General features: G+C 56.6%; 19 protein-coding genes. 6 read left to right on the top strand and 13 right to left on the bottom strand.

Features of this window, described 5'->3' with window-relative positions:
* Window positions 1-132: 132 nt before the first annotated feature.
* The 4 genes from EPYR_RS15525 (at window position 133) to EPYR_RS15510 (ending at window position 6,463) form a co-directional block, all read left to right on the top strand.
* Window positions 133-2,421: a type III effector HrpK domain-containing protein gene (locus EPYR_RS15525; RefSeq protein ID WP_012669329.1), complete on the top strand. Its 2,289-nt coding sequence runs from the start codon at window positions 133-135 to the stop codon at window positions 2,419-2,421.
* A 279-nt stretch (window positions 2,422-2,700) separates the two neighbouring features.
* Window positions 2,701-3,801, top strand: a complete 1,101-nt coding sequence (locus EPYR_RS15520; protein WP_012669328.1) for an amidinotransferase — start codon at window positions 2,701-2,703, stop codon at window positions 3,799-3,801.
* A gap of 112 nt (window positions 3,802-3,913) precedes the next feature.
* Window positions 3,914-5,161 carry an ATP-grasp domain-containing protein gene (locus EPYR_RS15515; RefSeq protein WP_012669327.1) on the top strand — a complete coding sequence of 416 codons (1,248 nt, stop codon included), beginning with the start codon at window positions 3,914-3,916 and terminating at the stop codon, window positions 5,159-5,161.
* A gap of 39 nt (window positions 5,162-5,200) precedes the next feature.
* Window positions 5,201-6,463, top strand: coding sequence for an ATP-grasp domain-containing protein (locus EPYR_RS15510; protein WP_012669326.1), 1,263 nt, complete (start codon window positions 5,201-5,203; stop codon window positions 6,461-6,463).
* Window positions 6,464-6,538: 75 nt separating this feature from the next.
* Here the strand turns inward: EPYR_RS15510 and EPYR_RS15505 are convergent, their stop codons facing one another.
* From EPYR_RS15505 to sctW, 13 genes are all read right to left on the bottom strand, one after another.
* The gene (locus EPYR_RS15505; RefSeq protein ID WP_012669325.1) at window positions 6,539-6,922 is read right to left on the bottom strand and encodes an acyl-CoA thioesterase; all 384 of its coding nucleotides are present in this window, start codon (window positions 6,920-6,922) and stop codon (window positions 6,539-6,541) included.
* 55 nt (window positions 6,923-6,977) lie between these two features.
* Window positions 6,978-7,397: a GNAT family N-acetyltransferase gene (locus EPYR_RS15500; protein ID WP_012669324.1), complete on the bottom strand. Its 420-nt coding sequence runs from the start codon at window positions 7,395-7,397 to the stop codon at window positions 6,978-6,980.
* Window positions 7,398-7,458: 61 nt separating this feature from the next.
* Entirely contained in the window at window positions 7,459-8,541 is a 1,083-nt protein-coding gene (gene sctU, locus EPYR_RS15495) for a type III secretion system export apparatus subunit SctU (RefSeq protein ID WP_012440266.1), read from the bottom strand.
* Window position 8,542: 1 nt separating this feature from the next.
* Entirely contained in the window at window positions 8,543-9,340 is a 798-nt protein-coding gene (gene sctT, locus EPYR_RS15490) for a type III secretion system export apparatus subunit SctT (protein WP_012669323.1), read from the bottom strand.
* Window position 9,341: 1 nt separating this feature from the next.
* The gene (sctS, locus tag EPYR_RS15485; RefSeq protein WP_012669322.1) at window positions 9,342-9,602 is read right to left on the bottom strand and encodes a type III secretion system export apparatus subunit SctS; all 261 of its coding nucleotides are present in this window, start codon (window positions 9,600-9,602) and stop codon (window positions 9,342-9,344) included.
* Window positions 9,603-9,609: 7 nt separating this feature from the next.
* Window positions 9,610-10,263: a type III secretion system export apparatus subunit SctR gene (sctR, locus tag EPYR_RS15480; RefSeq protein ID WP_012669321.1), complete on the bottom strand. Its 654-nt coding sequence runs from the start codon at window positions 10,261-10,263 to the stop codon at window positions 9,610-9,612.
* A complete protein-coding gene (locus EPYR_RS15475) occupies window positions 10,260-11,285 on the bottom strand; it encodes a FliM/FliN family flagellar motor switch protein (RefSeq protein ID WP_012669320.1) in 1,026 nt (341 codons plus the stop codon). Before EPYR_RS15475 ends, sctR begins: the two co-directional genes overlap by 4 nt.
* Window positions 11,282-11,758, bottom strand: a complete 477-nt coding sequence (locus EPYR_RS15470) for a type III secretion system HrpP C-terminal domain-containing protein (protein ID WP_012669319.1) — start codon at window positions 11,756-11,758, stop codon at window positions 11,282-11,284. Before EPYR_RS15470 ends, EPYR_RS15475 begins: the two co-directional genes overlap by 4 nt.
* Window positions 11,758-12,204 carry a hypothetical protein gene (locus tag EPYR_RS15465; RefSeq protein WP_012669318.1) on the bottom strand — a complete coding sequence of 149 codons (447 nt, stop codon included), beginning with the start codon at window positions 12,202-12,204 and terminating at the stop codon, window positions 11,758-11,760. The genes EPYR_RS15470 and EPYR_RS15465 overlap by 1 nt, the downstream gene beginning before the upstream one ends.
* Window positions 12,191-13,555: a type III secretion system ATPase SctN gene (gene sctN, locus EPYR_RS15460; RefSeq protein WP_012669317.1), complete on the bottom strand. Its 1,365-nt coding sequence runs from the start codon at window positions 13,553-13,555 to the stop codon at window positions 12,191-12,193. The genes EPYR_RS15465 and sctN overlap by 14 nt, the downstream gene beginning before the upstream one ends.
* Window positions 13,549-14,484, bottom strand: coding sequence for a type III secretion system inner membrane ring subunit SctD (gene sctD / locus EPYR_RS15455; RefSeq protein WP_012669316.1), 936 nt, complete (start codon window positions 14,482-14,484; stop codon window positions 13,549-13,551). Before sctD ends, sctN begins: the two co-directional genes overlap by 7 nt.
* Window positions 14,463-16,610, bottom strand: a complete 2,148-nt coding sequence (sctV, locus tag EPYR_RS15450; protein ID WP_012669315.1) for a type III secretion system export apparatus subunit SctV — start codon at window positions 16,608-16,610, stop codon at window positions 14,463-14,465. The genes sctD and sctV overlap by 22 nt, the downstream gene beginning before the upstream one ends.
* The gene (gene sctW, locus EPYR_RS15445; protein ID WP_012669314.1) at window positions 16,611-17,777 is read right to left on the bottom strand and encodes a type III secretion system gatekeeper subunit SctW; all 1,167 of its coding nucleotides are present in this window, start codon (window positions 17,775-17,777) and stop codon (window positions 16,611-16,613) included.
* Window positions 17,778-18,056: 279 nt separating this feature from the next.
* Between sctW and EPYR_RS15440 the strand changes: the two genes are divergently transcribed.
* On the top strand, window positions 18,057-18,605 hold the full coding sequence (locus EPYR_RS15440; RefSeq protein ID WP_012669313.1) for an RNA polymerase sigma factor: 549 nt from the start codon (window positions 18,057-18,059) through the stop codon (window positions 18,603-18,605).
* A 146-nt stretch (window positions 18,606-18,751) separates the two neighbouring features.
* Window positions 18,752-20,236, top strand: coding sequence for a PAS domain-containing sensor histidine kinase (locus EPYR_RS15435; RefSeq protein ID WP_012669312.1), 1,485 nt, complete (start codon window positions 18,752-18,754; stop codon window positions 20,234-20,236).
* Window position 20,237 lies beyond the last annotated feature (1 nt).

Here is a 20,237-nt window from a genome sequence, read left to right as displayed (position 1 = left end):
GTCGAATGCTTATAGGTTCTGTTTGCTGTCATCGTGATTTCTTTTGGAACTCAAAACTCCGCCAGACGACACAATATCCGGTAAAAAACGGTCGTCGTGACAGGCCATATGGCCTTTTTGAGGGAATTCAGGATGCGCATTTCGTCTACACCGCCTTCTTACAGCCACAGCACACCTGTATCGCCGGAGACAGCAGCGCCGCAGTCGGCGGCAAAAGCGCCTTCGGGGCAGGATATCCAGTTCGGTTCCGCGCCCGGTCAACCACGGGATGCGGTGGTGGCTGCTACCTTAACCGGGTTGATCAAAGCCATCCTGCAAGCGGCCAGCGCACAGCGCGGGGAGGCAGCGAAGCCCTCCGCTGGCGTAAAGGCGCCGCCACAGGCAAACAGCCCGACGGTGGCAACAGCATCCGGCTCGTCGTCCAGCGCAGAAAATTCAGCCGATTTTCTCGATAATTCGCCCCTGTCATCACCTGACAAATTGGAAAAATGGCAGCCGATGGTGGCTCACCTTGCGCCCGGACAGTGCCTGCAGGCGGAAAAAGAGCTTAACCGCCCGCTGGCTGCGGCGCAGATGGTGCTGGCCGGCGGGCCAGATGCTCAGCACGCCCAGGCCTATATCGACGCCAATCCGGCGCTGAAAAATGCCATTGATGCAGGTAAGCACGGCGATAATCCGGACGGAAAAGTGACGCGCGCCGATTACCAGGGCTTTATCAAGCGGATGAGCAAGGCGCGTGATGCGGCAGATCGCGACATTAATGATTTTCTGAAAAAACACCCGGATGCCGATGAAGGCTCGCGGCAGATGGTGATGGAGGCGGCAACGCTGCGTGCCAACGAGCCGCTGGTGCGGGTCGCCGCGCTGGAAAACGGCAAGGCGGGAAAGGATATGACCGGGGAAGATCTGAAAAACCTTGTCGGTCAAAATCCGGGGCTGGCCGGTTCACTGCGTCAGGCGGCGCGCAGTTTCGCCTCACCGGGTCTGTTGGCGCAGCTTGACCAGGGGGGCGTCAGCGGTAAGAAGCTCGCCCAGCACGGGCCAGATAACCGCTTCAACACGAAAAATATCGATAACTGGATCAAGAAACAGGCTCCGACCGATGGTGCCGCCTTTGCCAGCCTGATCAACCAGGCATCGCTGGTCAATGCCACCTCCGGGGTCGATATCAAACATCTGGATAAGGATGTCTTCACCCATGCGGAAAACTACAGCGGTGCGCAAAAAGCGGCGGTGATGGTGAAGTTGCAACAGACTCTGGCAACGGTGCAGGTCGGGCGCAAGCTGCATAATACGCAAAAAACCGAACAGGCTCTGAACGAAAAAATAGCCCAATTGCAAAACGATCCGTCAGTGAACGACTGGCTGGAAAAGGCCGTACCGGCGCAGAGCCGTGCGTTGGTAAACGGCGACCCTGGACTGCGCCAGACGCTCGACAGGCGTTATGGTCAGATAGCCTCGGGCAAGACGCTGAGCGACGATATGCAGCGCTTGCAGGCCGGGCAGAAAGACAAAAAGACGCCGGCGGATTACAGTGATGCGCTGCTGCGGCTGGATGATGAACTGAGCTTACAGCAGGCGCTGCGTGGGGATGGCGTTCCTACGGCAAAAGAGATTGTCGCCAGACAGCCCGCGCTGGGTCAGCAGCTAACCGATGCCTGGCAGCAACAGATAGCCCAGGGCGGTTGGGTCAGGGATCACATTAAAGACAAGCATGCCGATCCGCTGCAGCTGCTGGCGCAGTCCGATATAAAAAAGAGCGCTTATGAGGCGGTATTGCCACAGCAGGTCACCTCTCTGAAGGAGGACGGCTATACCGAGGCGGTAATGGACGCGCTGAAGGTCGGCAAGAAGGGGGTGGGCATGCTGAAAACCTTAAAGGATGCTGGTCTGCTCTCCGGGGACGTGAAGAAAATGAGCGGTAAAGCGATCCTCAATGCCCTGAATAAAACCGACACGCCGCTCACCGGGATGAAGGGGCTGATGAAAACCGGAATGGGCAGCGCGGCGGGCGTTGCCGGGCTGTTCTCCGTGGCGGGAATGTTAGCGAGCGGCGATAAGGCCGGTGCGGCTAAAGCCATCTATGACGGCGTGCGCGGCGGCGGCGAACTGGCAAAACTGGGCGTGGATACCGCATTGAAAAGCGCTGGAAGGAGTGTTTCTGCCAGCTTCGGGCGCATGGCCGGTATGGCGGTAGGGCGTGCGGTCGGCCTGGTGGCCGGAGAAGCCAGCGGCATGGCGGCGGCCAGCGCCATCGGTGCGGCGGCAGGGCCGGTGGGCTGGGTTGTTGACGGTGTGCTGGCGATTGGTTTCGGCATCAGTTCCATCGTCGGGGCGGTGAACAAGCATAAAGAGCAGAAGCGTTTTGACCATAATGTCGATCCGACACTGGATCAGTTCGGCATCCCCCGGGCGCACTGATGCGCCGACAGCCCAGGGAAGGGTATCTGGCGCGCGTATCAGAAAGCAGGCGTTTATCTCAGCTGGTCGGATTTGTCCTGAAAAAAACTGACTCAGGAACTCTACCCCGCTAAAGCACACACAAAAGCGGCTGAAATAGCCTGTCTGCAATCACCCTGACCCGCGTTGGCTTTACACGCCTGGGGCCTTTAATGGTGCTTGCTCTTCTGTTCGTCAACGCCAGATTACAGAGTTATTCGGTGAAACATTCGAATAAACTCAATAAATTCAAGGGAAAATATGCATTATCAAAAAGAAGAATTCTCTTATTTTTCAGAGAGTCAAAGCCCTGTCGAAGTCTATACAGAATGGGACCCGCTGGAAGAAGTCATCGTCGGGATCATGGATGATATTCGCGTACCAGACTGGGACAAAAGCTTAAAAGCCATCATCCCGAAAGAGAACAGTGATTTTTTCCAGACTTACTCCGGTAAACGTTTTCCGCAAGAGCTGCTGGCCAAAGCCAGACAAGAAGTTGATACCTTGGCTCAAATCCTGCAAGCCGAGGGAATCAGGGTAAAAAGGCCCAATGAGTCGAATCACCACCAGCCGATTATGACGCCGCATTTTACCACCGGGGGAACGTTTTATTCCGCCATGCCAAGAGACTGTCTTTTTGCCATCGGCAAGAAAATCATCGAAGTCCCGATGTCATGGCGCAGCCGCTATTTCGAGACCTTCGCCTTTCGCGACATACTGAACGACTATTTTACGCGTGGCGCCGAGTGGATCGCTGCTCCCAAGCCGATGCTGTCGGACGATGTGTGGGAGAAGGAGTTCGACTTTGAACAGGAATTCCCGTTCCGTTCGATCATCACCGAAGTTGAGCCGCTTTTCGACGCGGCCGACTTTATGAAGATGGGCCGGGACATTATCGGCCAGCGCAGTCATGCAACCAACAAGAAGGGGATTGAATGGTTGCGCAGAGCCCTGGGGCCGGATTATCGCGTCCATATCTACGAGTTTGAAGAGCCGGCCCCGATGCACATCGATACAACGATCCTGCCGTTAGCACCGGGTCGCGTATTAATCAACAAAGGCTGGGTGCCGCAGATCCCGGATATTTTCAAAGACTGGGAGATCCTCACTCCGCCGGCCTCTAATCTGCCGGACGATCACCCCTTATACATGTCGTCCAACTGGATCCACACCAATGTCCTGATGCTGGATGAAAAGACCGTCATCGTCGAAGAAGACGAAGAAGCGCTGATCTCCGCTTTCCGTCAGTGGGGCTTCAAAACCATCCTCTGCCCGTTCAAGCATTTCCAGAGCTTCGGCGGGTCATTCCACTGCGCCACGCTGGATGTCAAACGTAGCGGCAGCCTGAAAAGCTATATCTGAGGACTTAATGCGACATATCCGTCAGCCGCTGGCTGACGGTAACGAGCCGGGCCGTGCTGCCCTGCCAGATGAAAGCTTTTATCTCAATCAGATACGCACCAAGGGCCTCGAAATGCAGCCAACTCAAACATTACTGATCGTCTCTTCCGAACTGGATGTCGCGAACACGGTCGATGCCGTGAAAGCAAGATACGGGCTGGAGGGATGGCATGTTATTTATCTGATAGAAGATTATCTCGGCGTGGCCCGTGATGAATTAAAACGCCCCGAAAATTTCATCGTGCGCGATTTTGCCGCTGCATCGGATATTGAGGCGATGCTGGATAATATCGCCCGTCAGCATCATGTCGCGCGGGTCATTCCCAGCGATGAATTCTCCGTTTATCCCGCCGCCTTAGCCAACGATCTCTGGGCGCTGCCTGGCCTGACTCGTGAGGTGGCGCGCAAGTTCCGTGATAAAAAGCGCATGAAAGAGATTGCGCTACAGGCCGGTATTAAGACGGCGCGGGAAATCACGTTAGATGACATTGAAAATGGCCGTGTGCAATACCCGGTTATTGTTAAACCCCGTTCTATGGCTGGCTCGGTGGGGATCAAGATCATCACTGACGCGGAGCAGCTTTATGCGATGGACGTTGATTGGCTGGCCGAATACCGCGATATGGATGAAAAGCAGTGCTTTATTGAACAGTACAACCCCGGCACCATTCACCATATTGACTGTGTGGTACTTAACGGTGAGCTGGCGTTTATTTCCGTCGGCGAATATCTGGGCACGCCGCTTGGCTTCCTGCATGAAAAGCCGGTAGGCGTACTGTCGGTTGACGATCGGGCCATTGACGGTAGCTGGCGGGCCTTTACTGAAGCCGTGTTAACCGCCTTTGATGCGCCCGAGGGGGTTTACCATATAGAAGCGTTCGCTGATTCAGGTGCAGATCCGGAGCTGTTGGAAATCGCCTGGCGTCCGGGAGGTGCAGCCATTGTCGAAATGATCGACATGGTATATGGGCTGGATCTGAAGTTTATCCATCTTGCTGCGCAGCTGGGGCTGAATGACGCGATCGCTGTCCAGCGTAAGGAAGAGGCATTTGGTTATATGACCTTCCCTAAAAAGCACCTGGCAACTGAGGCGCTGTATGTTACCGGGGTTGCTCTGCCCCCGCTCGACAACATGCCCACCCTGAGGATCCATCAGGTACCCGCCGTTGGCGATGTCGCATCAGGTGAATTTCACTGCTACAAGGATTCGCTGGGATCCTTCGTATTTTGTGGTGACCGCGATCGGGTGGCGCGGGACGTCGATTACATCAATGCCCATTATGCGGTGCAGGTGGCGGCGGAAAAACCGATCGCCCGTTAAGGGCTTTCATTCAATTTGTCTCAAAAACGGTGACCCGACATGGACACAACACAATCACACACCATTCTGATCGTCTCTTCCGAACTGGATGTCGCTCAGGCGGTGAGCAGGCTTGGAAAGCTTTACCCGATCCAGCACTGGCAGTTTATCTACCTGCTGGAGGATCTGCTGGGTCAGGCCGGAGAAGCGCAGAAGCGCGAGGGAACCTTTATCATCCGGGACTTTGCCGTGCACGCCGAGGTCGAAGCGAAGTTTGAGCAGATAGCCAGCATGTATGCCGTCACGGCGGCGATCCCGAATGACGAATTTGCCGTGTGGATTGCCGCATGGGCCAACGACCGCTGGCAGTTGCCGGGGCTGACGTTCGATGTGGCGGCCCGTTTTCGCGACAAAAAACGCATGAAGCAGATCGCTCAGCAGGCCGGCATTCCGACGGCGCGAGAAATCAGCATGGATGCGATCCACCAGGGAGAAGCGACGTTTCCGCTTGTGCTGAAACCGCGTTCTCTGGCTGGCTCGGTCGGGGTCAGGATCATCAGCGATGCCAGCCAGCTTGCCGCCGTCAGTATCGCGGGCAGTGATGAATATCGCGACATGGACGAGCAGCAATACTTTATTGAAAGTTACAATCCGCAGCCCCTCTATCAAATTGATGCTGTCGTGCTGCAAGGCCGCCTGGCGTTCCTGTCGGTAGGAGAATATATCGGTAAACCCATCGACTATCTTAACGAATGCCCGCTGGGGTATTTATCCGTGACCGATGACCATCTCCAGCGCTTCTGGCGTCCTTTCACCGCGAAGATCTTGTCGGCTTTCGATGGCCCTGATGGCGTTTATCATATTGAAGCTTTTGGCGATGCGGGCGAAGGCGCGGAGCTACTTGAGATTGCTTTCCGTCCTGGCAGTGGCTCGACCATTGAGATGATACAATTTGCCTGGGGACTCAATCCGGACCTGGGCCTGGTACACCTGGCGGCACAGCTGGGTCTGGTCGGCGATGTGCATTTTGGTCGCCAGGCTGAGGCTTACGGCTATATGATGTTCCCTAAAAGACATCTCGCCGAAGAAACACTTTATGTGACCGAGGTTGCGCTGCCGGGCATCGACCGCGTGCCCACCCTGAAGATGCACAAAACCCGGCATCGCGGCGATATCGCCTCCGGTGAATTCTACTGCCACAAGGACAGCCTGGGGGTATTTGTCTTCAGCGGTGACCGTAGCGGCGTGGCACGAGATCTGAAACGGATTGTGGAGGAGTATCGGGTTTACGCAGGGCCGCGCCAGGCGGATTGCCAATCATAATCTCAGGTTTGTCGTTTGCCGTCCCCGGCGCGCAACGCAGCGGCCGGGGGTGCCGTCAGTCAGTGCAGACGTGGCTTATCCGACGATCTCAGCCAGGCTGGCGGGCACGCCGGGGCGGCCGTTGACTAAACAGGTGGCGGTAAATACCGCTTCGGCATAAACCACGTCGTTAACCAAAATCTGCTGGACAAAATTCACCCGGCTGCGCTTTTCATTTTTCTGCGGCTGACAGGTGACCACCACCTTATCACCGGCTTTCAGGCTCCTCTTAAACTTGAGGGTGTATTCCAGCAGCATATGAATGCGGCCCTGCTTAAACTCCTCCTCCAGAACCAGCCCCAATGCTTCCGCCATATAAGCATGACGCGCCCATTCCAAATAGAACGGATAATAAAGTCCATCCACCACACCCTGGAAATCAACATGGTTCGGGTCGACGTCATAGTGTTTGCAAAACATGGTTATTCCTTAATGGCTTATTTTAAAACAGGTTAACAAGGGTAAGTCGTCGGGTCTAATCATCCAGTCGTTTAATCAGATAATGTTGTCGATGATGATGCGGCATCTGTTCCAGCGTCATTTGCAGCCGGTAACCCTGCTTTTCATAAAACTCCCGCGCCTGAAAGCTGAAGGTATCGACGCAAACGCGGCGACAGCCGCGCACGATGGCCTCAAGCTCTGCCGCCTGTAGCAACCTGGCACCGTGGCCGCTGCCGCGCAGCCTTTCTTCGACCCATAACAACTGAATATGCATCCAGTTTCCCCAGGTGGTGGCGAGCAGTCCGGCTATTTTGTTGCCGTCATCGCCATCAAGGAAAACGGCCAGCTCTTTTATTTCTTCAACATCGACATGTTGTGCATTGAACGCCATCAGTTTCTGACGGATATGATTAACATCTTCAGGATGCGGTGTGGCGGTCACTCTCATACTCATCGGCCATGTTCCTTGCGCATTTTTCAGGAGATGGGTGGCGAACGGCAGCTAAAAGTTCCTGCTATTCGGCCTCCAGTTCAATCACCTCATCGTTTATCTGGCCTTCCAGCTGACGCAGTACGCGGTAAACCTGGGCTACCGCCTGTAACGTATGGCGCGGGATCAGCTGCCCCTCCTGCGAACGGTAAAGCGTGCGCGCCAGCCAGATAAAGCGGATAACCGGAATATTGGCCTGCTGCGCACGGGCAATCAGCGCTTTCGCTTCCCCATCTTCCCCTTTACAGATAATGCGCGGCAGCGGCGTCAGTTCAGGGCGATAATAGAGCGCTACCGCATAGTGTGTGGGATTAACCAGCAGCAGGTCGGCTTCTTCTACCGGCTTGCTCTTGACCGCTGCCGCTGGCTGATTGAGTAACTCATGTGCCAGCGCATGGCGGTGGCCTTTCATATGCGGATCGCCTTCCGACTGTTTGTGTTCATCGCGGATATCCTGATGGCTCATGCGCTGCTGCTTGATAAAAAAGTATTTTTGCAGGCCAAAGTCCAGCAGCGTCAGTACCAGCAGCGTCAGTAGCGTCTGGCGCGAAACGCGGGTGAGCAGCACTTCAACGGCGGGCCAGAAGCTGTCGAGATCGCCATAAGCCAGCCGCGCCAGCGATTCGAGATCCGGCGTCAGTACCAGATAAAAAATGGTGCTGATAGCGGCGGCTTTCACGATGTTGTTAAACATTTCACTGAGCTTTTTGACGGAAAACATCTGCTTAAACTGATTAATCGGGTTCAGGCGGTTGAAGTCCGGCTTCAGCGCTTCCGGCGCGAACAGCGGGCCGTACTGGATCCAGCCGCCGATAATGCGCAGCAGCGCGGCTATCGCCACCGTTAAGCCACAGAAGGTGGCAACCAGTACCAAAGCGCTGCTCACCACTTCGCTTAACGCCAGCTCAAAAGGTTGACCAATGCGCGCCAACGGCAGCCTCATCAGCGCCTGTAGTTTTTGCATACCCACATCGTCCAGCGCCAGCACGGTCTCCACCAGTCCGGCGCAAATCAGCAGTTTGGGCACGTCCTGACTTTGCGGAACCTGACCTTTACGGCGTGCATCCTGTAGCTTTTTAGCCGTAGGTTTTTCCGTTTTTTCCGCCACGCTAGCGTCCTCCGAGGATTAACGGCATGAGTTTGCTGAGGTCGTGCAGTTGCAGCAGGCGGTCTTCGCCCAGCGCATTCAGCGTGGGGATATAAATCACAAAAAACAGCAGGCCGACCAGACACTTAGCCGGTACGGATAGCACGAAAACCTGTAGCTGCGGGCTGTAAAGACTGAGAATGGCAATACTGAAATCCAGCAGCAGCAGCAGGGCCACCAGCGGGCCGGCGTAAATAATGATATGCGTAAAGGTATCCGCCAGTAGCGCAAGATACTGCTGGAATCCCTCTTCATGCGGTAGCGGTAGCCATTGCAGCACCGGCCAGATGCGGTAACTGTCCCAGATAATCTGCGTGATGCCGCTTAAACCGATGCTGAGTATCAGCAGCAGGATCAGCGTCTGTTGCAGCAACAGGCCAAGCGGGGTGACATCACTGCCCAGCGCCGGGTTAAGCTGGCCGCCGATCAGCGCGCCGCGCTGGTTATCAAACAATGCGCCGACTGACTGAAACAGCCAGAACGGCATGCCGAGCAGCAATCCCAGCAGGATGCCAATGGTCACTTCTTTCAGCATCAGGCCAATCAGCTGCGGCCAGTCGGGCATCTGTACCGCCAGCTGCGCCTGCAGGCCGATGGCCGGCATCAGCGACAATGCCAGCACCACCCCGGTACGCACCATGCCTTTAAGGATATTGAAGGAAAAGACCGGCGTCAGGATCAGGCAAGGGTAAATGCGTGCGGCTCCCAGCGTCAGCGCGAAGAGAAACTGATACACCGTATGGATGGCATCGCTGCTCATATTATGCCCTGGTCTGCGGGATCATGGTAAAGGCCTGCTGCGCCAGTTCGATCAGCTCCACGCCGATCCAACGGCCGCTAAGCGCCAGCGCAATGCCCACCGCCACCAGCTTAATGGCGAACGGCAGGGTTTGATCCTGCAACTGCATAACCGCCTGGAGTAGCGAGACCAGTACGCCGATGATCACGGCGACCAGCAGCGGCGGTGCGGACAGCAAGACCACCAGCAGCATCGCCTGCTTGAACAGATTCAGTATGTCCATTCTTACCTCACAGGTAACTGTAAAACAGGCCGTCGAGCAGGCGGGTCCAGCCATTGATCAACACAAACAGCAGCATTTTTAACGGCAATGACAGGGTCATCGGGGCCACCATCTGCATGCCCAGCGCCAGCAGCACGTTCGAGACAATTAAATCAATAACGATAAACGGGATATAAATCAAAAAACCGATCTTAAAACCGGCCTGCAGTTCGGACAGCACAAAGGCGGGGATCACCAGCAGCAGGTTGTCTTTACTGACGCTGTCCGACATCTCTTTTGGCCACATACGTACGCTGTTTTCCTGCAGGTGGATCAGGATGTCGGGATCGGTATTGTGGGTCATGAATTTTTGTAACGGTGCAACGCCATTGCTGACGCTGGTTTTCAGGTTGTCCATGCTGGATAAATCGGCGGGAACCTGGCTAAACTGCTGCTGCATCTGGTTAAAAACCGGGGCCATAACAAACAGTGTGGCCGCCAGGGCAATGCCGTACAGCGCCATATTGGGCGGCACCTGCTGTACCCCGATGGCATTGCGCGTGATCAACAGCACCATCGAGATTTTCAAAAAACAGGTGCAGACGATCATTAACATCGGAATCAATGACAACGCCCCAAGGAACAGGGCGAAGGTCATCGGATCGAATTGCTCGGTGTTCATCCAACCTCCTGCCGGGATGTCAGCAGCAGCTGGGTAAGCTGTAATCCCAGATGGCCTTCCACATCCACCAGTTCACCGCGCGCAATCAGGGTGTCACCGTGGTACAAACCGGCTTCGCCCGGCGTGACGTTGTCCAGCGTCACCACGCTGCCCGCCTGCAACCGTTGCAGCTCGCCCAGCGTCAGTGCGGTGCGGCCACAGCGTACTTCCAGCGACAGCGGCAGTGATGCCAGCTGCGGACGCTCTTCGCCGCTGAGGAATTCAGGCTGTGAACCTTCGTTTAGTGCATCGTCGTCGGCGCTGTTCAAGGCGGTACTCTCCAAATGGTTAAGCAAAAAATGGTGGGGCAACTGCAATTCACCATATAACCGCTGCCCGGCAACGGTCAGGCTGCCCTGGCCGTCCGGGGTAAAATAGCTAATGGGGGGGATTAGCAGGTCGCCGGCGGTTAACGCCTGCAGCTGTTCCGTGCACAGCGTGATGCGCCCCAACACCAGCGGCTGGGTGTAAGTCATTGCGTCCGCAAGCGCCGTCCGGCTGGATTGCCAACCCGGCTGGCTAAGCCAGTGCGCCAGCTGCGCATGGCCGAGGCGTAGCGGGCATTCAGCATGGCGATCGCCCAGCCTGACGTGCAGTCTGGCGTTGACCTCGCCGTCTTGCGGTGGGTCATCCGGCTGAAGCTCGCCAAGCAGCAGAGCCAGCTCCGGGCTTAAATACTGGTTGAACAGCGTCCATTGCCAGTCGCCGTCCGGCGGGTTAGCGCCCGATGCCGGCACTGGACACTGTGACAGCAGGTTCAGCAACGGCGCGGCATTGGCGAGAGAAAAAGCCCCCAGCGCGCAGCGCCAGTGGCTCTGTTCAACCGACGGCTGCTGTGCGCCCGGCAGTATATGCAGTATATAAAGCGCGCCCGACTCATCGCCCAGGGTAAAAGGGTAATGGTGAGCGCCGGCAAGGCGGTTTTGCGACCGCGCCCCGGCGCGGCTGAGGTGCGGCAAATTCAGCGGGGTTGCCTCGCTCATGGCGCTTCTCCTTGCTCTATCAACAGCCGTACCGGGCAGTTAAGCGACTGGCTCAACAGGCGGCGGCACTGGATTTCCCGGCGCTGCCAGTGACGCCAGACCTGGGGGGGAAAACGCAGGGCGATCTCCCAGCCGACGGGCTGGCGCGGGGCAAGCGTGACATCGACTTCACCCGCTTCAGGTAGCAGCAGGGTAAAGGCACAATCTGCGGCTGCGTTCCCGCCAATGCGCTCGCGCAGCTCGTGGTGCAGCATCTGCCAGTCGGGCGACGGCGCTTCTTCCTGTGGAGGGGCGTTTTCAGGCATGAATTCACTGGCGCAGGCGAAAAACACCGAGCCTGGCGCCGTCGGGCCGGCCTCTTTGCCATCATGCTGGCGCAGTCTGGACGGCGGCAGGCGTTCGCGGCAGCGCTCATCCGCCTGGGTTTGGCGCGGGGCGGGCGGCAGCCTGTCAGGATATCCCGATGTATTCATCACGCCTCCTCCAGGTGTTCAGACAAATATTCCAGTTTTTCCACCGCCTTTTGCTGTTCGCGCGCGCGCTGCGCGGCCTGCTCCAGCTGTAACGCGGCTTCCTCGCAGGCCTGCTGCGCCTGCTGGCATTGCTGCTGCTGCTGCCCCACCGCCTGTAGCGCCTTCTGTTCACTGGCCAGGCGCTGCGTCAGTTTTTCCCGCGATGGCTGGCGCTGCTGGAATTGGTCACGCTGGTGCTGATAGTCCTGTTGATTCTGCGTCAGCTGCTGCTGCTGTGCCAGCTGATGCTGCCGCGCCTGCTCTACCTGCATCTGCTGCTGACGCAGCTGGCGCTGGGCGCGATTCATACGCTGACGGCGAATAGGCATCAGAATGTTTAACGCCTGCTGCAAGTTCTGCCGCTGGATATCCGGCTGCTGGTCAAATTCATGATCAATCAGGGGCATGGGCGCTGACCTCCGCAAGGTGATACTGGGTTTGTTCAAACGGATCGGGGGCGCGCATCGACTGGCGCAGGAACTGGTTGATGATGTCATTGGCGTTGACGGCAGCATCGGTCAGGCTGTCATTCCCCGGCTGGTACTCACCCAGGCGGATCAGCATTTCCACCTGCTGATACGCCGCCATCAGGCTGCGCAGCCGCCCGGCATGCATCATATGATGGGGTTCAACAACGTTGCTCATGGTACGGCTCAGGCTGGCTAAAACATCGATGGCGGGATAGTGGTTGCGCTCGGCCAGACGGCGGCTCAACACGATGTGGCCGTCGATCAGGGAACGCACTTCATCGGCCACCGGGTCGTTCATTGAGTCCTGTTCGATCAGCACCGAATACAGGGCGGTAATCGCTCCCTGTTGGGTTTGCCCGGCGCGTTCAACCAGCCGTGGTAGCAGGGTGTAAACCGATGGCGGCAGCCCGCCACGACCGGGCGGTTCGCCCAGCGCCAGGCCAATCTCACGCTGTGCGCGGGCAAAGCGGGTGAGTGAATCGACGATCAGCAGCACGCTCTTGCCCTCGGCGCGAAACGCCTCGGCGATGGCGGTGGCGGTAAATGCGGCGCGGGCGCGCTCCATACTGCTGCGATCCGACGTGGCGCACAGCAGTACCGTGCGGCTGCGTAATTCTTCATCCAGCTCGTGGTCGAGAAACTCGCGCAGTTCACGACCACGCTCGCCGATCAGGCCAAAGACGATGGCATCGCACGGGGTGTTGCGCGCCAGCTCCGCCAGCAGCGTGGTTTTGCCACAGCCGGCTCCGGCAAAGATACCCACGCGCTGGCCGTTACCGATGGTCAGCAGGCCGTCAATCGCCCGTAGCCCGGTCGGCAGCGGGGTAGCAATACGCGGGCGCTCGGTAGGGGGCGGCGCATCGTTCAGTACCGGTACGGCGCGTACCTGGGATCCGGGTTCGGCGAAAGCGCTGCGCCCGCCAGGCTCCAGCGCACGGCCGAAACCATCCAGCACGCTGCCCAGCAGTTGCTCACTGACGCAAATACTGTGCGGCAGATAAAGCGGGACGATGGTGGCACCCTGGGAAATACCGTCCAGCGCGCCCAGCGCCGACAGCAGGATTTTCTCCGGGCTGAAGCCGACGATCTCTGACAGCACGCTGCCGCCGTCACTGCGTTGGATCCGGCATAAATCGCCGATGCGCGCGCCCGGCAGGATACACTCGATCAGAATGCCGCTGATACCGGTTACACGGCCGTAGCGGCTAACGGGCGAGTAGCGCTCCAGGCGGCGCTGCTGCTGGTCTGCCCACTGCGTCAGGCGCTGCTGTAGCGCGCTCATCACCATTTCACCCTGATGTTTTCCCGCCCGGCAAACTCAAGGCTGTCGGCGTTAATCGCCACCAGCCGCAGCTGATCAATTTCATCGCCGATAAATATGCGCTGACCGTCTGCGGTGACGATATTGGCGCGTGGGCCGCTGCTGATTTGCACAATGTTAAACGGCAGGCGCGAACTGACCGTGGTCGCCCGGTTATGAATCGGCAGCTTGACGTCAAATCGCTGATAGAGGTTGGCCAGCATGCGCTCCAGCCGTTGATTGTCCTCGCTGCTGATACTGCCCGAAAGCGTCAGGCTGTTGCTGTCGGAAGACAGCGTCACGTTTCTGTCCAGCCCCCGGTCGAGCAGCATGCTGGTGACCACCTGACGGGTACGCTCCACGCTTGACAACAACGGCTTACCCGGCGCGGGCGGAGCAGAAGGAGAGGCAATGCTGTCCTGCAACAGCCAGCCGCCGAGCATCATCACCAGCAGCAGGCTCAGTAACAGATAAACCGCTTTTGCCCAAAGCGGCAGCGGGCGTTTTTCCCGCGTTGCTGCCACCGCAGCCGGCCGGTCATCCGCTGCGACGGCGACCGCCGCAGCGCCAGCAAGCGGCATCTCTTCTTCTTCCTGCAGCGGTTCATCTGCTTCTTCCGGCCAGGGCGTGGCGGCGCTGACAATGCTCAGCCAGATATGGCCAATTGCAAATGCGGTGCCGGGCTGCAGGTCGGTCAATTGCTCACAGCGCTGCCCTTCGTTGTCGTTCAGCGGTCCTTCCAGCGCCGTGACTTGCCAGCCGAGGTCGGTTTTGCTCAACTGGCAGTGGCGGTCTTTGATTCCTGGATCGAAAAGTGCCAGATCGGCATCCTGTGCGGCTCCAATCCACCACTGCAGGCCACTCAGCGGCAGCGCCGCGCCACGATGTAACCCGGTCAGTACGCGTAATTCATGCATGGGTCATTTTCCTGAAGGTCTGGCGGTGACTGTTGTAAATCGAGCCGTCCCAGCACATTGATGGCAACGTTACTGGTTAATTCAGCAAAGGACAGCACCGGCACGGCATGAAACTCGTCTTTCAACAGTGCGCGCAGCGGGCTGCGTAAATCCTGGGCAACGAGGATCAGCGCCGGGCTGTTGTCATAAGGCGGGAAAGCGCTGCGCATTTGATTCAGCAGGTTGATGCCATAATCCTGTGCCAGGGAGAAGAAGGTTTCGCTCTGGGCCTGACGCAGCGAATCGCGCAGCAGTTCTTCGGTTTCCGGCGTCAGCAGCCAGACATTCAGCCCGTTGGGCTGCTGATACTGGTGGCAGATGTGCTCTTTCAGCGCGATACGCACAAAGTCGGTCAGGGCAGCGCTGTCGCGCTCATGCTGGCCGTGCTCAATCAGCGTTTCGGCAATGGTACGTACCGAACGCAGCGGAATACGTTCCGAGGCCAGGCGTTGTAGTACCGCCGCAAAACGGGAAAGCGGCATAATGCGTTGCAGCTCCTGCGCCAGCTCTGGCTGCTCGCTTTCCAGCCAGTTGAGAATCGATTTACTCTCCTGCAAACCGATAAACTGCGACCCGCTTTGGTGGATGGCCTGCTCCATCCGTAGCATGATCAGCTGTTGTGCATTCCAGTAGTGCCGATCTTCCTGTTGCAGCAACGGATGCTGCGGGGGAAGCCAGCACCAGTGATGTTCATCGCGTTCGGCCTGGCCGGGCTGGATCTGGCCGTCACTGTCGCCATCGGCAAGATGCATTTCAATGCTGCTTGTTCTGACCGCCAGCTGCCCGACGTCGAAGGTGGCGGTCACCAGCGGAATTTCATACACGCAGAAGCGGAATTCGTCGGCGGCTAACGTCGGTGAGAACTCGATATCAAAACTGGGCAGGGTAAAACCAAAGTGATAAACCAGCCGGTTACGCAGGCGGCGGATATGCTGAATCAGTGATTCAGCGGCTTCGCTATTGAGATGTGCCTGGCTGAATTGCAGCAGATAGGCGCGCGTCGGGTTGAAACGGCGCAGATCCTGATGGCCGTTATCTTCTGGCGCCAGCTGCTGTGCCTGCAGCTCGTCGGCCTGCTGCTGGTTATCCTGCTGTTTGATGCGCCACAGCTGGAACAGCCCGCTGCCGAGCGCGATGGCGCTGATGATGACAAATACCGTCGTTGGCATGCCGGGCAGCAGCGCAAAACCCAGCATCCCGGCTGCGGACATGATCCAGGCCTTAGGCTGGCTGGTAAGCTGTTCGGCGATTTCGCGGCCGATATTCGCATCAACCTGCTGACCGTCGGCGGAGACGCGCGTGATGATCATCCCGGCGGTCAGAGAGATCAGCAGCGCGGGGATCTGGGCGATCAGGCCGTCACCGATGGTCAGTACCGAATAGATATGCATTGCGGCACCGGCCTCCATGCCGTTTTGCAGCACGCCGATAGCAAAACCGCCGATCATATTGATAAAGACAATCACCAGTCCGGCAATCGCGTCGCCTTTAACAAACTTCATTGCGCCATCCATTGCGCCGAACAGCTGGCTCTCTTTCGCCAGGTTTTCCCGGCGCTGGCGCGCCTGATGCGCTTCAATCAGCCCCGCACGCAGGTCGCTGTCTATCGACATCTGCTTGCCCGGCATGGCGTCGAGGGTAAAGCGTGCAGCGACTTCCGCCACGCGTTCAGAGCCTTTGGTGATCACCAGAAAGTTTACCACCGTCAGGATCAGGAAGATCACCAGACCGACCGCCAGATTACCGCCGACGACGAAATTACCAAAGGCTTCAACGATATGCCCGGCATCCTGTTGCAGCAGGATCTGGCGGGTGGTTGAGATCGACAGCGCCAGCCTGAACATGGTGGTCAACAGCAGGACGGAGGGAAACGTTGAGAAAGCCAGCGGTTTAGGCAAATACATCGCCAGCACGATCAGCAGTGATGAAATGCAGATATTGAGCGCAATCAGCACGTCGATCAGGCCGGTGGGCAGCGGAATGATCATCATGAAAACGATCGACATGACAATCGCAGCGCCCACCACTTCCGAGCGCTGCATCGCACTGATGGCGAGGCGGTTTAGCCAGACAAACAGAGAACTCATTTATAACGCCGTCCTGGGTTGTGTCAGGCTGGCACGCGGCTCCTGCCCGGCGTAATCGCTAATCACCTTACGCAGCAGATTCAGCGCCATTTGGCGGTTTTTACTTTTATCATCGCGCCATAATCCCAGCGGCAAGTGATAAACCAGCGGGACTAATCCACTGAGGAACAGCACCTGATGGTGCGGATGCTGGCCGGCCACGTCGCGCGAGAGGTTCTGCAGATCGCGCAGGTACGCCCCGTTGCCGCTCAGGTTAAGCAGACGGCGGGTCAGCTCTAACGAGGTGAAACTCACGCTGGGCAGTTTGCCAGCCAGGCGCGTCAGCAGGGTTTTACTGGCGGTCAGCGTCTGGCTGATATTACTGGCATCCTGCAGGCTGCTGAGGATTTTTTGCAGTGCACGCCTGGGGATGGAAGAGCTGCGTGACGCAATATCATCCGCCAGCGCACGCTGTAAGGTGCGTAACCCCTGATTGAAATGCGCACCACCGAAGCTGTTCAACAGGGCGTCGAGCATGGCATTGCCCGATTGCAGGTGAACAATGGTCTGGTAATAAAGCTGGCGCATGGCCTGTTTCTGCGTGGGATCGGTACTGAAACTGGCAATAGCGCTGGCGGTATTCAGTCCGGCACTGACTTCAGCCCCTTTTTCCTTGTGCAGCAGCTCAAGACTTTGCATCGCCTTATTGGCCAGGTCGCTATTTTGCGTGCGTTGCGCCTGCAACAGCGTATGGCGCAGCAGCAAGTCACAGCGCGCCGGGTCGCCGCCTGCCGCATGCAGTAGCTCATCCATTCCCGGTGATGAAGCATGTTGCAGCAGGGTTTGCATTTTCTGGTTTTGCGTTTCTAAACGCGCATGCTGCGGATGCTCCAGCAGCTTAAGCAATTCGTCTAATTTTTCAATGCGCTCAATATGTTGCTGCGCCCGGCTGCCCGGCTGTGCAACCACCCGCCGCTGATTCAGCGCTTTGCTTTTTCGCTCCACATGTTCGGCAAAGGTCATGGATACTTCCTCCATTGAATCCTCCAGCGGTGAAACAGGCATGCGTGCTGACGCGCTGGCTGCCGCTGAAGGCACCACGCTGGTCGGGGCAGGGGCTTCATCAACCGCGTTTACCGCGACGGGATGTGGCGGTTGAATGCCGGGTAAAACGGGAGCAATTTTCATCCTGGCGAACCTTTAATGATGAGAGCAGTTGCTACTGTGTGGTGCGATTAGCGCATCGGTTCCCTGGTCATGCCGTTGTTAAAAAAAGTGGCCAACGACGTCTGCAATTTATTGCAAAACCTGGTCGTTTATCCTGGCAATAAGTTGCCAGGAATGGCGAAGGTTAAAAAAAGCAAACGATTACTATCAGTAGCTTATGAGATTATTTTTGTTTGGCATAAGCCTTGCTAAAGAGATGACGCCGCTGAGGCATCACCTGATTGAGTAACGGAGCAAGCCATGACAGAAATTCACCTGCAGTCAACAGAACCCACATCGGTCAACGAAGGGCTACCGCTGAATATTGATTGGGAAGGTATCTTTCGTGAGCATGGGCGACGCGTGCATCATTTTATTCGCAAGCGCGTTTCCCATCGCGAAGATGCCGAGGATCTGGAGCAAATGACCTGGCTGGAAGTTTTGCGTAACCGTGACAAATTCGCCGGTGCGTCACGGCCAGAAACCTGGGTGTTTGGTATTGCCTTAAATTTAGTACGCAACCATTTTCGCCTGCAGTCCGGACGGCCGCGTTGTGATGAGCTGGACGACGATATCATTCTGACTCAGGGCGACGATCCAAGCCATATCACCGAATATCAGCGCCTGCTGAACTCGACGCTTAATTCCATTGCCGTATTGCCGGAAGATGCCCGCCGTCTGATGAACATGCTGGTCGAGAAAGACGGCAGCTATCAGGATATCGCAGCACATTTAAATATCCCGATTGGCACCGTGCGTTCACGTCTGTCGCGCGCGCGCGTCACGCTGAAGCAGTCAGTATTTTCTTAAAGTTGGATAGACGGATAATTCGCTAAATCGTAAAGTGAATTGCACAGTGTCCTGTATTGCCGTCTGGACACTGCCTTAATGCGACTTTGCAAAATTGCAGATATGCAGCCTAATCGGGTAAACAATGTTTACAGAAAGGAGATGAGATGCAATTTTCCGAGCGACAGGTGAGTGCAAGCAGTGAGCCGCTCAAATTGCTCGAGTTTGCATTGAATACGGTGAAAGACGCCGTCTATCTGATTGACAGCCAAACCCGTTTCTTTTACGTCAATGACGAGTCGTGCCACATGTTGGGCTATCGCAATGATGAGTTGTTGAATATGTCCGTGTCGGATATCGATCCTGCATGGAGCAAAGAAGATATTTATGCCATGTGGGAGCGGATGGGCGAGGGCGGCAACGATAGCGTGTTGACCTTTGAAACCCATCATAAAACCAAACAGGGCCTGCTGATACCTGTTGAAGTCAGCTCAAATCCTTTTGTCTATGAAGAGGGCAAATACAGTATGTGCGTGGTAAGGGATATGCGAGAACGTAAGCATCTGGAACAGATGTCTTATGCGAGAGAACAGGAATTCCAGGTATTAGTCGAGAACTCACCGGATATGGTGGTGCGTTTTGATACCAGTCTGAATTGCCAGTATGCCAACCCCGCCGCATTACGCCATCTGTGCGTATCGGCCGAACAGCTGAGGGGGCGACGGATCCGGGAACTGCTGGGGGATCTGACGTGCGTTAAGCATATCGATCGCCTGGTGAGCGAGGTGGTGCACAGCCAGCTGGAAGCCGAAGGAGAACTGGTGGAGTCGGACAACAAGATGTTAGCAGGGACGGTGATCAACCATATTCGTTGCGTACCTGAATTTGATCGTCATGGCACCCTGATTTCCGTGATGTTGGTTGGGCGCGATATTACCGCGATCCATTATGCGGAAAGGAAGCTGGAAGACTCACATATGCGCCTGAGACTGCTGGCGCGGCAGCGTGAGGTCTCGCGGGAAGAAGAGCGTAAGCGGATCGCGCGGGAGATCCACGATGAGCTGGGGCAACATTTAACCTCGCTAAGAATGGGCATCTCAATGCTGCGTATCCAGTTCAGCAAAGATAATCCGCTGCTGCATGAACGCGTTGTGCATCTGATGGGCCTGACGGACAAAACGATTCAGGTGGTGCGTAATGTGGCAACCCGGCTGCGTCCTAACGTATTAGATATGGGGTTGACGCCCGCACTGGAATGGCTACGGGATGAATTTATCAGCCGTCATATTGGCTGTTGCTGTCGCTTAATTACCCCTGAGCATGAAGTCAGGCTGAATGACGAACAGGCTACGGCGGCTTTTCGCGTGGCACAGGAATCTCTCACCAATATCTCGCGCCATGCTCACGCCTCTGAGGTGATTATTCTACTTGTTCGCCACGCTAACTCGGTGGTCCTTACCGTACGCGACAACGGCAGAGGTTTTGACTGCCAGAGCAGTAAAGACAACGCTTTTGGCCTGATGAGCATGAGAGAGCGCGGGCGTATGCTGGGGGGGAGTGTAGAAATTGAAAGTAAAGTGAACATTGGTACACGCATATCGTTAACCATTCCTATTGTACAAGTTTATGATAATAATAAGGTTATGGAATAAT

It is taken from the genome of Erwinia pyrifoliae DSM 12163 (genome assembly GCF_000026985.1).
Lineage (GTDB): Bacteria > Pseudomonadota > Gammaproteobacteria > Enterobacterales > Enterobacteriaceae > Erwinia > Erwinia pyrifoliae.
Note: the sequence above shows the minus strand (reverse complement) of the source record. Positions and strands in the feature narration are given on the sequence as shown.

Bases quoted from the DNA above. Each gene is read 5' to 3' on its own strand.
- sctS (WP_012669322.1), bottom strand. From the start codon at position 9,602: ATGGACATACTGAATCTGTTCAAGCAGGCGATGCTGCTGGTGGTCTTG.
- sctR (WP_012669321.1), bottom strand. From the start codon at position 10,263: ATGAACACCGAGCAATTCGATCCGATGACCTTCGCCCTGTTCCTTGGG.
- EPYR_RS15465 (WP_012669318.1), bottom strand. From the start codon at position 12,204: ATGCCCCTGATTGATCATGAATTTGACCAGCAGCCGGATATCCAGCGG.
- EPYR_RS15470 (WP_012669319.1), bottom strand. From the start codon at position 11,758: ATGAATACATCGGGATATCCTGACAGGCTGCCGCCCGCCCCGCGCCAA.
- sctW (WP_012669314.1), bottom strand. From the start codon at position 17,777: ATGAAAATTGCTCCCGTTTTACCCGGCATTCAACCGCCACATCCCGTC.
- EPYR_RS15520 (WP_012669328.1), top strand. From the start codon at position 2,701: ATGCATTATCAAAAAGAAGAATTCTCTTATTTTTCAGAGAGTCAAAGC.
- sctN (WP_012669317.1), bottom strand. From the start codon at position 13,555: ATGGTGATGAGCGCGCTACAGCAGCGCCTGACGCAGTGGGCAGACCAG.
- sctD (WP_012669316.1), bottom strand. From the start codon at position 14,484: ATGCATGAATTACGCGTACTGACCGGGTTACATCGTGGCGCGGCGCTG.
- sctT (WP_012669323.1), bottom strand. From the start codon at position 9,340: ATGAGCAGCGATGCCATCCATACGGTGTATCAGTTTCTCTTCGCGCTG.
- EPYR_RS15510 (WP_012669326.1), top strand. From the start codon at position 5,201: ATGGACACAACACAATCACACACCATTCTGATCGTCTCTTCCGAACTG.
- EPYR_RS15435 (WP_012669312.1), top strand. From the start codon at position 18,752: ATGCAATTTTCCGAGCGACAGGTGAGTGCAAGCAGTGAGCCGCTCAAA.
- EPYR_RS15515 (WP_012669327.1), top strand. From the start codon at position 3,914: ATGCAGCCAACTCAAACATTACTGATCGTCTCTTCCGAACTGGATGTC.
- EPYR_RS15525 (WP_012669329.1), top strand. From the start codon at position 133: ATGCGCATTTCGTCTACACCGCCTTCTTACAGCCACAGCACACCTGTA.
- EPYR_RS15505 (WP_012669325.1), bottom strand. From the start codon at position 6,922: ATGTTTTGCAAACACTATGACGTCGACCCGAACCATGTTGATTTCCAG.
- sctV (WP_012669315.1), bottom strand. From the start codon at position 16,610: ATGAGTTCTCTGTTTGTCTGGCTAAACCGCCTCGCCATCAGTGCGATG.
- EPYR_RS15440 (WP_012669313.1), top strand. From the start codon at position 18,057: ATGACAGAAATTCACCTGCAGTCAACAGAACCCACATCGGTCAACGAA.
- EPYR_RS15475 (WP_012669320.1), bottom strand. From the start codon at position 11,285: ATGAGCGAGGCAACCCCGCTGAATTTGCCGCACCTCAGCCGCGCCGGG.
- EPYR_RS15500 (WP_012669324.1), bottom strand. From the start codon at position 7,397: ATGAGTATGAGAGTGACCGCCACACCGCATCCTGAAGATGTTAATCAT.